General features: G+C 68.1%; 12 protein-coding genes. 9 read left to right on the top strand and 3 right to left on the bottom strand.

The features are described from left to right. Nucleotides 1-33: 33 nt before the first annotated feature. Complete coding sequence (locus tag HMPREF3115_RS21670; RefSeq protein ID WP_012216881.1) at nt 34-318, bottom strand: hypothetical protein; 285 nt, start codon at nt 316-318, stop codon at nt 34-36. Nucleotides 319-405: 87 nt separating this feature from the next. Then, nucleotides 406-1293: a LysR family transcriptional regulator gene (locus HMPREF3115_RS21665; protein WP_070556001.1), complete on the bottom strand. Its 888-nt coding sequence runs from the start codon at nt 1291-1293 to the stop codon at nt 406-408. Between the two features lie 51 nt (nt 1294-1344). On the opposite strand from HMPREF3115_RS21665, the gene HMPREF3115_RS32705 reads away from it, so the two are divergent. The 7 genes from HMPREF3115_RS32705 to HMPREF3115_RS21625 all read left to right on the top strand — a co-directional run bounded on the left by HMPREF3115_RS32705 (nt 1345) and on the right by HMPREF3115_RS21625 (nt 7909). Further along, entirely contained in the window at nt 1345-1626 is a 282-nt protein-coding gene (locus HMPREF3115_RS32705) for a hypothetical protein (RefSeq protein ID WP_070555999.1), read from the top strand. 240 nt (nt 1627-1866) lie between these two features. Beyond that, on the top strand, nt 1867-2961 hold the full coding sequence (locus tag HMPREF3115_RS21655) for a serine hydrolase (RefSeq protein WP_006403302.1): 1095 nt from the start codon (nt 1867-1869) through the stop codon (nt 2959-2961). A gap of 41 nt (nt 2962-3002) precedes the next feature. Next, entirely contained in the window at nt 3003-3251 is a 249-nt protein-coding gene (locus HMPREF3115_RS21650) for a DUF7661 family protein (RefSeq protein WP_069221480.1), read from the top strand. 190 nt (nt 3252-3441) lie between these two features. Then, a complete protein-coding gene (locus HMPREF3115_RS21645) occupies nt 3442-3885 on the top strand; it encodes a MarR family winged helix-turn-helix transcriptional regulator (RefSeq protein WP_006403300.1) in 444 nt (147 codons plus the stop codon). 76 nt (nt 3886-3961) lie between these two features. Continuing rightward, nucleotides 3962-4525, top strand: a complete 564-nt coding sequence (locus tag HMPREF3115_RS21640) for an isochorismatase family protein (protein WP_006396870.1) — start codon at nt 3962-3964, stop codon at nt 4523-4525. After that, a complete protein-coding gene (locus HMPREF3115_RS21635; protein ID WP_070555997.1) occupies nt 4522-5976 on the top strand; it encodes a DHA2 family efflux MFS transporter permease subunit in 1455 nt (484 codons plus the stop codon). The genes HMPREF3115_RS21640 and HMPREF3115_RS21635 overlap by 4 nt, the downstream gene beginning before the upstream one ends. A gap of 658 nt (nt 5977-6634) precedes the next feature. Beyond that, entirely contained in the window at nt 6635-7909 is a 1275-nt protein-coding gene (locus tag HMPREF3115_RS21625; RefSeq protein ID WP_070555993.1) for a mechanosensitive ion channel family protein, read from the top strand. 25 nt (nt 7910-7934) lie between these two features. On the opposite strand, the gene HMPREF3115_RS21620 is transcribed toward HMPREF3115_RS21625, so the two are convergent. Further along, nucleotides 7935-9356, bottom strand: coding sequence for an aminotransferase-like domain-containing protein (locus HMPREF3115_RS21620; protein ID WP_069221031.1), 1422 nt, complete (start codon nt 9354-9356; stop codon nt 7935-7937). Between the two features lie 152 nt (nt 9357-9508). On the opposite strand from HMPREF3115_RS21620, the gene HMPREF3115_RS21615 reads away from it, so the two are divergent. Both HMPREF3115_RS21615 and HMPREF3115_RS21610 read left to right on the top strand, forming a co-directional pair. After that, nucleotides 9509-11833 (top strand): FdhF/YdeP family oxidoreductase, encoded by a 2325-nt coding sequence (locus tag HMPREF3115_RS21615; RefSeq protein ID WP_070555991.1) that lies wholly within the window; start codon nt 9509-9511, stop codon nt 11831-11833. 12 nt (nt 11834-11845) lie between these two features. Next, the coding region (locus tag HMPREF3115_RS21610; protein ID WP_305367014.1) for a bestrophin family protein at nt 11846-12383 on the top strand (538 nt) is incomplete at its 3' end.

Genomic DNA, 12383 nt, shown 5'->3' with positions numbered 1-12383 from the left:
GCCGCACGCGCGGCGCGCGTGCGGCACGCCTCTTCATTGCGCGTCGTTAGCGCCGAACAGCTGCGCGCACACCGCGCGCCCTTCGTCGGTCAGCGCGGCGCTGCCGGTGCCGTCGTCGTGTACGTCGGTCGCCGTCAGGCCGGCCGCGTCGAGCTGCGTGAGCACGCGGCGCAGCGTGCTCATCGGCAATTGCGCGCGCTTCGCGATCTTCGGCAGCGACCATCGCTTGCCGGACGGATCGGCGGCGGCATCGTTGAGCGTCGCGAGCGTCGCGACGAATGCGGGATCGAGCGGGGTGTCGTCGGATTCGGAGGTCATCGGTTCGTGACCGGCGGCGCGGCCGGCAAAGTCGTTCGGCAAGCGACCGGCCGGTTCGCGCCGGTCGCGCACACTATACCGCTTCGTTCATACGCGGCCGCGCGGCGGCTGGATCGCATTGCGCATGAACGTGACGAAACGCGTCGTCACGGGATCGTCGCGCTCGGATACCCACGCGAGCCCGACACGCCATTTCGCGTCGCGGCCGTCGAGCGGCAGCACCGTCGCGTCGCGCAGCAGATACTGCGCGCCCGACGGGATGAACGCGACGCCGACACCGGCCGCCACCGACGTCAGCACCGACTGCACGTCCTCCGCCTGCTGCGTCACATGCGGCACGAAACGGCGCGCCATGCACCATCGATCGATCTGCGCGGCGAGCCCGGCCCCGCGTGCGCGCTGCAACGCGATGAAGCCGAGTTCGTTCAGCACGTCGAGATCGGCCGGCACGCGCTTGAAGCCGAGCTGCGGCGGCACCGCGAGCGCGAGCGACTCGTCGATCACGCGGCACGACGACAATCCGTCGTCGGCCGGCAGCCGCAGAAAACCGGCGTCGAGCTTGCCCGCGCGCAGGCGGCGCGTCTGCTCGGCCGACGACAGGTCGCTCAGCGTCACCGCGATGCCGGGATTCAGCCGCCGGAACTCCGCCACGAGCCGCGGCACCAGCGTCAGCACCGACAGGCAGATACCGAGCCGCAGATGGCCACGCTGTCCGCTCGCCGCTTCCCTTGCGCGCGCAACGATCTCGTCGGCATCGCGCACGAGCGCCTGTGCATCGGGCAGGAAGCGCTCGCCGAACGGTGTGAGTTCGGCACCATGCCGCCCGCGCTCGAACAGCTTGCCGCCGAGGCTCGCTTCGAGCGCGCCGATCTGCTTGCTCAGTGCCGGCTGGCTCATATGCAGCACATCGGCCGCCCGACTGAAATGGCTCTGCTCGGTGACGGTCAGAAACGTTCTCAGCAGCTTCAGTTCCATTCTTGTAGGGAATCGAAACGATCGAAATATTCATTTTACTGATTGAATGACATGGCGTTCAATGGAGGCAATCCCTTTCCGGACTATCCCGTCATGACCTTTCATCCTGCGTCCGCGTGCCCGAACGACGAGTCGTGCGAGCCGATCGTCGCGAACGAATGTGCGATCGCACCCGATGTGCCGGCGCCCGCGCGCGAAGCCCGGCGCGCCGACGGACGCCGCGGCCGCTTTCGCCTAGACGACGCGCCACCGGACCAGGCACGACCGCGCATCGTGACGGGATCGATTGCGGTCAGCTTCGCGATCGTGTCGCGGCGCAACTGGCCGCGTTAAGGCCGGGCGCGCGATCGTGCCACGATCGCGTCGCGCGTCTCCATAGCGCGCGAGTATTCGCCCGCATTGCGCCGCCCTCGTCCTCCGCACGGCAGTAAAAACGCCCGATCTCTGCGAAAAATCGCCTTCCTTTCCCGCTGTCCATCGTCATCGCGCCGCGATCGACCGTATAATTTTCCGCTCCCCTGACCGCTCAACCATGCCACGCTGCGTCGTCGCGCGTGAAAAGGAGCTTTTCGCTTGACCGGCCTCATCGCGCGCCTGCCTCTCGCCCGGACCACCCTGCTCATCGCGTTGTCGATCCTGACGTTCGCGTTCGCGACGAACGCATCGTCGGCGCAACGCCACCCGCCCCAGCGCGCGGCGCATGCCGTGCCGCATGCGAAAGCCGTCAAGAAAACGGTCAAGAAAAAACCTGTCCAGCGCAAGAAAAAGGCCGTCAAGCATCGCCGCCCGCGCGTGAAGCACCACGCAATCAAGCGCCACGCGGCACCGGCTCCGCAGCAGCGTCGCGCGAAACGCACGACGGCGGCCCGTCCGCATCCCGCCGCGAAACCGCGCCTGCTGGCGAGCTGCGGGTACAACCCGCGTGCGGTCCGATCGCTCCATTCGCGCGCGGCCTACGTGCTCGACGTCGATTCCGGCACGCCGCTGCTGGCCCGGAATGCGCGCACGGTGCGACCGATCGCGTCGATCTCGAAACTGATGACGGCCGTCGTCGCGCGCGATGCCGATCGACCGCTGAACGGCGTGCTGCGCGTCACCGCGAACGATCGCGACACGATCAAGTTCACCGGTTCGCGCCTGCAGGTCGGCTCGGAGCTGTCGCGCCGCGACATGTTCCATATCGCGCTGATGTCGTCGGAGAACCGCGCGGCCGCCGCGTTGAGCCGCGACTATCCGGGCGGCCGCGCCGCCTTCGTCAAGGCGATGAATCGTGAAGCGCGCCGGCTCGGCATGCGCCATACACATTTCAGGGAACCGACCGGGTTGTCCCCGCACAACGTGTCGACGGCCGAGGATCTCGCACGGCTCGTCGACGCGGCCGCACAGGATCCGCTGATCCGCTACTTCTCGACCGACAGGTCCACGACCGTGCGCCCCGGCGACGGCGAACTGCTGTATGTGAATTCCGATCCGCTCGTCCGCTATCGCCGCCTGCCGATCCGCCTGCAGAAAACCGGCTTCATCAACGAATCGGGTCACGGCGTCGTGATGCGCATGCGCGTGAAAGGTCGCCGCACGACCGTCGTGCTGCTTGGCGCACCGACGCGCGCCGGCGTCTCGAGCGACGCGATCAGGATCCATCGCTGGCTGGCCTGCTCGATTCAGTAAACGTGCAGGCAGCCGGCGCATTCATCTTCGGGAGCAATGCGATGCCGGACGAATACCGCTTCAACGCATTCGGACGCCGTCTCGCCGTCGTCCGCCGAAGCGACGGCTGGGCCGTGTTCGATCTCGGCGTCGAAGGCAAGCGACGCCCGGCCGACCTGCATATTCCGCCCACGCTCGCCGCCGACGAACTCGCGCAGTATCTCGGCGATCTGCTGCATGAAGCCGCCACGCCGGGAAACAGCGAGGTCGTGCCCTTCGCGCCGCCCGATCGCGACGGTAAATCCGGCTGAGCGCATCGCGGCGCCCGCCCGCTGTCGTTGCAGTCATCGATGGATCGAAGTCCGGCCGCCCCCTGACCGCTTCAATTCCTGAACCCGCCTGTCTGCCGCCTGCTTTCGTCGCGACGCACATCGCGCTGCATCGTCGATAATTCGACAGTTAAACTTGCAAGTCTAACTGTCTTGTCCTAAGATCCGCCTCATGAACGCCGCACGCAAACCGAACCTCACCGCCGATGCCGTTGCCACCGAGCTGACGCTCGCCGTCGGACAGCTGATCCGCCGGCTGCGCTCGGAAGTCGCGTCCGACGGGCTCGGCATGTCGCAGACGAGCGCGCTCGCGCGGCTCGAATCGAACGGCCCGATGACGACCGCCGATCTCGCCCGCGCCGAGTCGATGAAGCCGCAGTCGATGAAGGCGATCCTCGCGAGTCTCGAAGAGGAAGGTCTCGTCGAACGCGAGCCGCATCCGACCGACGGTCGCCAGATCCTGTTCCTGCTGACCGCGGCCGGCCGCGAGGCGCGCCGCAAGCGCAGCGCGGCCAAGCACCGCTGGCTCGGCGCCGCGATCGAGCAACTCGATCCCGAAGAAATCCGCACGCTCGCCGCCGCGATCCCGCTGATCAGGCGGATCGGCGACAAGTGAGCCACGCGCGCGGCGATGCCGCCGCATCCGTTCGCGCGCCTTTCCCGTCCCCCGTCCGTTCCATGGAGTCCTCATCATGAGCGCAACCCGTCTCGACACAAACACGGCGCTGGTCGTCATCGACCTGCAGAAAGGCATCGTCGCGCTGCCCACCGCGCATCCGGTCGGCGGCGTGATCGAACGCACGCGCGAACTGCTCGACGCATTCCGCAGCCGCGGCCTGCCGGTCGTGCTCGTCAACGTCGCGGGCGGCGCACCGGGCCGCACGCAGCAGCAGGTTCGCCTCGACGCGCTGCCGGCCGACTGGACCGAGCTCATCGCCGAACTCGACCGGCAGCCCGGCGACCATCTCGTCACGAAAAAAACCTGGGGCGCGTTCACCGGCACCGATCTCGACGCTTACCTGAAGGCGGCCGGCGTCACGCAGATCGTGCTGGCCGGCGTCGCGACGAGCATCGGCGTCGAATCGACCGCGCGGCAGGCGCACGAACTCGGCTACAACGTGACGCTCGCCGTCGACGCGATGACTGATCTGAACGCGGACGCCCATGCGAACAGTGTCGAGCGCCTGTTCCCGCGTCTCGGTGAGACGGGTTCGACGCAGGACATCGTCGCGCTGCTGGACCGGCGCGGCGCGTGAGCGACGAACGTACGCAACCGGCGCCGGCCCGCGCGGGCGGCGGACTCGATCCGTCGATCTGGAAGGTCAGCGCGGTGGCGATGCTCGGCTCGCTGCTGTCGCAGCTCGACGCGACGATCGTCAACGTGTCGCTGTCGAGCCTCGCGACGGATCTGCACACGAGCCTGTCGACGATCCAGTGGGTCACGAGCGGCTATCTGCTCGCCCTGACGCTGGTGCTGCCGCTGAACGGCTGGCTCGTCGACCGGATCGGCGCGAAGGCGCTGTACTTGTGGTGCTTCTCCGCGTTCACGCTGACGTCGGCGCTCTGCGGGCTCGCGTGGTCCCCGCCGTCGCTGATCGCGTTTCGCGCGTTGCAAGGCATGAGCGGCGGACTGCTCGCGCCGATGGCGCAGATGATGATCGCGCGCGTCGCGGGCCAGCAGATGGCGCGCGTGATCGGCTATGCGGCCGTGCCCGTGCTGCTCGCGCCGATCCTCGGCCCGGTCGTCGCGGGCGCGATCCTGCAGCACATGTCGTGGCGCTGGCTGTTTCTCGTGAACCTGCCGGTCGGCCTGCTCGCGCTTGCGCTCGCTGCCTGGCTCCTGCCCGGCGATCGCGAAGAAACGCAGCCGCGAGCGCTCGACTGGATCGGGCTGTCGCTGTTGTCGCCGGGGCTCGTGCTGTTCCTGTACGGCGTCGAGCGCATCGGCGAGGCGCTCGGCATCGTGGCACTCGTCGCCGCGGCGCTGCTGCTCGTCGCCTTCCTGCGCGTCGAAACGCGCAAGGGCGATCGCGCGCTGCTCGATCTCGCGCTGTTTCGCCGCAAGGTGTTCGGCGCGGCGGCCTCGACGCAGTTCCTGTCGAACGGCGCGCTGTTCGCGGGCCAGATGCTGATCCCGGTGTTCCTGATCCAGGCGTGCGGCCGTTCGCCCAGCGAGATGGGCTGGCTGCTCGCGCCGATGGGACTCGGCATGCTCGTCACCTATCCGTCGATGGGCGCGCTGACAGGCCGCTTCGGCGTGCGGCGGCTCGCCGCCGCGGGCGCGATGCTCGCGCTGCTCGCGACGCTGCCGTTCGTCTATCTCGCACTGCGCGGCTACGATCCCGTCGTGCTCGTGCCCGCGCTATTCCTGCGCGGGATGGGACAGAGCGCGATCGGCGCGCCTTCCATTACGGCTGCTTATGCGTCGGTCGAACGCCGCGACCTGCCGATGGCGACCACGTCGCTCAATATCGTGCAGCGCCTCGGCGGGCCGACGTTGACGACGCTCTGCACGCTGTTTCTCGCATGGCGGCTGCGGGTCGATCACGCGGCGGGCGGCGACGCGCACGGTACCGCTTACGCCTGGGCGTTCGGCCTGCTGTGCGTGCTGCACGCGTCGAGTTTCGTCACCGCGCTGCGCCTGCCGCTGTGGTCCGCCGGCGCAGGCGGCCGCCGCGCGGCACCGGCGTCAAACGACTCGCGTTGAACGCGCCGGGTCGCACCACGTCGCGCACGCCTGTGCGGCGACGAACGGCGCGACCGCGTTACGGCAGCCACATCGGCACGATCGCCCCTACGAGCAGCAGGCCGAGGCCGACGTTCAGGCGCCGCCACTGCCGCTCGGTGCGCAGCATGCGCGCGAACAGCAGGCCGGCGAAACACCACAGCGACAGCGGCCGCGCCGATCCTGAAAGGCTTTGCGCGCGTGCGCACGGCTCCTGGCAGCGGCAGCGCGCCGCGGGAACACCACCGTGAAGCCGCCCGCGACGGCCGGCATACCGACGATTCGCGCATAGCCGGGCACGTCCCGCATGTCGGTCGATGCGAGGCGAGACGCCCGCGAGGATGTCGCGCATCGCCACCCTGCGGCGCGCCGCCAGAATCGCTCGGCACGCGTATGCGCGGCGCCACGCTTGCACGGCTATCCGTCATGCGCGGCGACGATGGGCGAGCCCGTTGCGCGCGTCGCGCCTCATGCAAGCATCGAGCGGCCGCCGCGGCGACTGTCGCCGCTGACTGCGACCGTCGCAGCACACGCCCGGAACCCGATGGCACAATCGCTGTCCCTTTCAAGTGCCCTTCAGCGGGCACGCGCCGCATCGCGGCGCCGATTCCAATGCAACAGAAGGACCGCACCACCCGCTATGACTTTGAATGAATCCTGGTTTGCGCCGCTCGTCGGCACGCTCGTCCTGCTCGCTGCCGCCGGCGTCGTCACCGCGGCCGTCCATTTCCTGCTGTTTCGCGTCGTCGCGCGGCTCGCGCGGCGCTCGGCCACGCGCATCGACGATGCGCTGTTCCAGTTCGGCGCGTTCAAGTGGCTGAACCGCATCGTCCCGTTCGTCGTGATCAAGCTCGGGCTCGGCGCGGTGCCCGGCCTGCCGGACGCCGCCGCGCAGGCCGCCGACAAGGTGCTGTTCGCGCTGATCGTGTTCGTCGTCACGATGACGATCAGCGCGACGCTCTCCGCGCTCGAGCATACGTACCGCACGACGCGCCGCGAACAGCCGCGCCTGTCGCTGAAAGGCGCAATGCAGCTCGTCAAGCTCGTGATGTTCATCACGGCCGCGCTCGTCGTGATCGGCGACGCGACCGGCAAGCAGATCGGGCTGCTGCTGTCCGGCATCGGGGCGATGTCGGCGGTGCTGATGCTGATCTTCAAGGACACGCTGCTCGGGCTCGTCGCCGGCGTGCAGCTGTCGTCGAACGACATGCTGCGAATCGGCGACTGGATCACGATGCCGTCCGCCGGCGCGGACGGCACGGTGATCGACATCACGCTGAACACCGTGAAAGTCGCGAACTTCGATCACACGATCATCACCGTGCCGACCTGGAAACTCATCACCGAGAGCTACCAGAACTGGCGCGGGATGACCGAAGCGGGCGGCCGCCGGATCAAGCGCGCGCTGTTCATCGACGCGACGAGCGTGCGCTTTCTGACGAACGACGAGATCGCGCGGCTCGAACGGCTCACGCTGCTGAAGGATTATCTGGACGAAAAGGTCGACGCGATCACGCAATGGAACGGCGCGCTCGGCGCGGCGGCCGAGTGCCCGGCAAATCGCCGCCAGCTGACGAACCTCGGCACGTTTCGCGCATACGTCGCGAACTATCTGCAGTGGCATCCGCGCATCCGCCGCGACATGACCTGCATGGCGCGCCAGCTGCCGCTCACCGCCGAGGGCATTCCGCTCGAGCTGTACTGCTTCACCGACACGACGACGTGGGTCGACTATGAAGCGATCCAGTCGGATCTGTTCGACCATCTGATCGCGGTGCTGCCGGAGTTCGGGCTGCGCGTCTACCAGCATCCGTCGGGATTCGACATGCGCGAGATGACGGGTGCCATGCGTGCCGATGCACGCCGCGCCGCCGCCGAATCGAGCGACGACCCGGAAACCGCGATCGCCGCATAGCGGACAGCCGCGCCGCGCGGCGTGCTCACGCGGCCGCGCATTCGGCGGCGAGCCGCCCGAGCACCTTCAGCGCCTCCTCCATCTGCCGCGACCATGGATAGCTGTAGTTGAGCCGGATGAAGTGCCGGTAATCGGCGCCCGCAGAGAACATGTGGCCCGGCCCGACCGTGATCCGCTGCGCGAGCGCGAGCCCGTACAGCTTCATCGCATCGACCTGCGGCGGCAACTCGACCCACAGCACGTAGCCGCCCTGCGGCTGCGACAGCCGCGTGCCGTCCGGGAAGAATCGCCGCACCATCGAGCTCATCAGATTCGCCTGCTGCGCGTAGTGCTTGCGCATGCGCCGCAGATGGAAATCGTAGCCGTCGTATTTCAGATATTCGGCGATCGCCAGTTGCTCGATCGCAGGCGTCGCGAGCGTGTTCAGGAATTTCAGCTTCTCGACCTGGTCGCGATAGCGGCCCGGCATCGCCCAGCCGATCCGGTAGCGCGGCGACAGGCTCTTCGTAAACGACGCGCAATGCAGCACGAGCCCGTCGCGGTCGAACGACTTCAGCGCGCTCGGCGTCGCGTCGCCGTAGTGCAGCTCGTGATAGACGTCGCTCTCGATCGCCGGCACGCCATGCTTCGCGAGCATTTCCACGAGCGCGCGCTTGCGTGCATCGGACATCTGGAAGCCGAGCGGATTCTGGAAGTTCGGCATCACCATGCAGGCGGCGATGCGCTCGCGTTCGAGGATCCGTTCGAGCGCGTCGAGATCGATGCCGTCGACCGGATGCGTCGCGACTTCGAGCGCGCGCATGCCCAGCCGCTCGATCGCGTGCAGCATCGCGTAGAACGTCGGCGATTCGACCGCGATCGTATCGCCCGGCTTCGCGACCGCCTGCAGGCACAGGTTGATCGCTTCGGTCGCGCCGATCGTCATCACGATCTCGCCCGGCTCGACGACGACGCCGCGCTCCGCATAGCGGCGCGCGATCTGGCGGATCAGTTCCTGGTTGCCGGGCGGCAGATCGTCGATCACGCCCCAGCGCGTGCGGCGCCGGCCGATCGCCTGCGCGTAGCGCGCGAGCCGCTGCACCGGAAACTGCGACGCGTCGGGATACGGCGAACCGAGCGGCACCGCATCGTCGCGCGCGATCGAACGCAGCGTCGACAGCACGAGCCGGCTCACGTCGACCGCTGACGGCTCGGCCGCCGGCGTCGACGCATGCAGCTCGGCCTGCGCCGGCGCGTCGAGACGCGCGCGTACGAAATAGCCCGACTGCGGCCGGCTTTCGATCAGGCCGCGGCTTTCGAGCAGCAGATACGCGCGCAGCACGGTCGTCACGCTGAGCCGGTGCTGGCGGCTCGCGTGCCGTACCGACGGAATCCGGTCGCCGGGCCGATAAACGCCTCGTTCGATCTGCGCGTGCAGATCGTCGGCCAGTCGTTCGTAACGCTTCACTCGCCTCCCTTTCAATCCGCCTTCAACCACACAGTTGCGATGCGCACTGTGCGAATCGCCGCAACTGTACTCTTTTTTGAAGTGAACAGGTGTACACACAGCGCATGCGGTGCCGCGCGTACTGTGCACGCATCGATCCCGACAGACGCATCATGAGAAAGAAATCCGCCACCGCGCGCATCGAGCCGTACACCCACCCCGCCGCCGGCTGGGGCGCGCTGAAAGCCGTCACGATCAACCTGATCAAGGAGAAGGTCGCCGGCGGCAACTACCGCACGCTGCTGCGTCAGAACCAGCCCGACGGCTTCGACTGCCCGGGCTGCGCGTGGCCCGACCGCCAGCACGCATCGACCTTCGAATTCTGCGAGAACGGCGTGAAGGCCGTCGCGGCCGAAGCGACGAGCAAGCGCGTGACGCCGGCGTTCTTCGCCGAACACACGGTGACCGAACTGCTCGAACAGTCGGATTTCGAACTCGAGCAGCACGGCCGGCTCACCGATCCGATGGTGTACGACGCGCAGACCGACCGCTACGTGCCGATCGCGTGGGACGACGCGTTCGCGCTGATCGCGCGGCATCTGCGCGCGCTGCCCGACCCGAATCAGGCCGCGTTCTACACGTCCGGCCGCGCGAGCAACGAAGCGGCGTTCCTGTATCAGCTGCTCGTGCGGATGTACGGGACCAACAACTTTCCCGACTGCTCGAACATGTGCCACGAGGCGACGAGCCGCGGGCTGCCGGCGTCGGTCGGCGTCGGCAAGGGCACGGTCACGCTCGACGATTTCGAACATGCGGACACGCTGCTGATCTTCGGTCAGAACCCGGCGACCAACCATCCGCGCATGCTCGGCGAACTCCGTGAATGCGCGAAGCGCGGCGCGACGATCGTGTCGATCAATCCGCTGAAGGAGCGCGGGCTGGAGCGTTTCGCCGATCCGCAAAGCCCGCTCGAGATGCTGACGATGTCGGGCACGCGGATCGCCTCGACCTTCATCCAGCCGACGCTCGGCGGCGACTTCGCGCTGATCAAGGGCGTCGCGAAACGCGTGCTCGAACTCGACGACGCGGCGCGCGCCGCCGGTGCACCGCGCGTGCTCGACACCGCGTTCATCGACGCGCACACGGCCGGCTTCGACGCGTTCGCCGACGATCTGCGCGCCGAAAACTGGGCCGCGCTGACCGCCGAAAGCGGCGTGCCGTACGAGCAGATCGACGCGCTCGCGCAGCTTTACGCGCGCAGCGAGCGCGTAATCGCGACGTGGGGCATGGGGATCACGCAGCACAAGCATTCGGTCGCGACCGTGCAGATGCTGACGAACCTGATGCTGATGCGCGGCAACATCGGCCGGCCCGGCGCGGGGCTGTGCCCCGTGCGCGGCCATTCGAACGTGCAGGGCAACCGCACGGTCGGCATCGAGGAAAAGCCGACGCTGTCGTTCCTCGAACGGCTCGGCCGCGTGTTCGACTTCGAGCCGCCGCGCGAACACGGGTACGACGTCGTCGAGACGATCGAGGCGATGCTCGACGGCCGCGTGAAGGTCCTGATCGGCCTCGGCGGCAACTTCGCGATGGCGACGCCCGACACGCCGCGCACATGGGAAGGGATGCGCCGCTGCGACCTGACCGTGCACATCACGACGAAGCTGAACCGCAGCCATCTGATCCACGGCCGCGACGCGCTGATCCTGCCGACGCTCGGCCGCACCGAGGTCGACCTGCAGGACAACGTGCCGCAAGGCGTCACCGTCGAAGATTCGATGAGCATGGTGCACGTCTCGTACGGGATGAACCGGCCCGCGTCGCCGAACCTGATGTCGGAGCCCGCGATCGTCGCGCATATCGGTCACGCGCTGTTCGGCAGCGACAAGGTCGACTGGCTCGCGTACAAGAACGACTACGCGAAGATTCGCGACGCGATCGAAGCGACGCTCGACGGCTTCTACGACTACAACGCGCGCATCGCGCGGCCTGGCGGCTTTCATTTGCGCGTCGCATCGCGCGACCGCGAGTGGCTGACACCGAACGGCAAGGCGAACTTCATCGCGCACGCGCTGCCGACCGACACGCCGATCCAGCGCGCACGTGCCCTGCACGGCGAGCGGCTGATGACGCTGATGACCACGCGCTCGCACGACCAGTACAACACGACCGTCTACGGGCTCGACGACCGCTATCGCGGCGTGTTCGGCCAGCGTCGCGTCGTGTTCGCGAACCGCGACGATCTCGCGATGCTCGGCCTGAAGGCGGGCGACTGGGTCGACATGGAAACCGTGTGGCACGACGGCATCGAGCGCCGCGCGAACGGCTTCCTGCTCGTCGAATACGACATTCCGCGCGGCTGCATCGGCGCGTACTACCCGGAAACGAATCCGCTCGTGCCGCTCGACAGCGTCGGCGACGTCTGCAACACGCCGACCTCGAAATCGATTCCGGTGCTGCTGCATCGCGCCGCCGCGCCGACCCCGGTCGCCGCGTGACGGAGTGCCGCGATGATCGTTCGTCCGCGCGAGCACTGGCTGCGCATGCTGCTGGTGTGGAACGGCTCGGTGCTGCCGACGATCCTGCCGCAGCTCGTGCTGACGCTCGTCATCAGCCTGATCGCCGTCTGGGGCGGCGGCCGCGTGCTCGGCGAGAAGGTGCCGCTGAACCCGACGCCGTTTACGCTGATCGGCCTGACGCTCGCGATCTTCGCGGGCTTCCGCAACAACGCCAGCTACGATCGCTACCGGGAGGCGCGGCAGCTGTGGGGCGGCGTGCTGACCGCCGCGCGCACGCTGACGTCGCAGGCGCTCTGCTACGGCGCGGTTTCGGCCGACGCGCATGAGCGGCGCGCGTTCGTGCGCCGCGTCATCGCGTTCGTCTTTGCGCTCAAGCACCAGTTGCGCGGCACCGATCCGGCCGACGATCTGCGCCCGCTGCTCGACGACGCGACCCACGCGCGCGTCGCCGCCGCGCGGTTTCGTCCCGTCGCGATCGTGCACGAGCTGCGCGCCGCCTTCGCGGCGCGCGCCGACGCGGGCCGGCTCC

The organism is Burkholderia sp. HMSC10F09 (assembly GCF_001806955.1).
Classification (GTDB): Bacteria; Pseudomonadota; Gammaproteobacteria; order Burkholderiales; family Burkholderiaceae; genus Burkholderia; species Burkholderia multivorans.
This window is presented reverse-complemented; position numbering and strand designations above follow the sequence as displayed.

Excerpts from the sequence above, each read along its gene's own strand:
- HMPREF3115_RS21625 (WP_070555993.1), top strand. The coding sequence starts at position 6,635 with ATGACTTTGAATGAATCCTGGTTTGCGCCGCTCGTCGGCACGCTCGTC.
- HMPREF3115_RS21670 (WP_012216881.1), bottom strand. The coding sequence starts at position 318 with ATGACCTCCGAATCCGACGACACCCCGCTCGATCCCGCATTCGTCGCG.
- HMPREF3115_RS32705 (WP_070555999.1), top strand. The coding sequence starts at position 1,345 with ATGGCGTTCAATGGAGGCAATCCCTTTCCGGACTATCCCGTCATGACC.
- HMPREF3115_RS21665 (WP_070556001.1), bottom strand. The coding sequence starts at position 1,293 with ATGGAACTGAAGCTGCTGAGAACGTTTCTGACCGTCACCGAGCAGAGC.
- HMPREF3115_RS21640 (WP_006396870.1), top strand. The coding sequence starts at position 3,962 with ATGAGCGCAACCCGTCTCGACACAAACACGGCGCTGGTCGTCATCGAC.
- HMPREF3115_RS21650 (WP_069221480.1), top strand. The coding sequence starts at position 3,003 with ATGCCGGACGAATACCGCTTCAACGCATTCGGACGCCGTCTCGCCGTC.
- HMPREF3115_RS21615 (WP_070555991.1), top strand. The coding sequence starts at position 9,509 with ATGAGAAAGAAATCCGCCACCGCGCGCATCGAGCCGTACACCCACCCC.
- HMPREF3115_RS21645 (WP_006403300.1), top strand. The coding sequence starts at position 3,442 with ATGAACGCCGCACGCAAACCGAACCTCACCGCCGATGCCGTTGCCACC.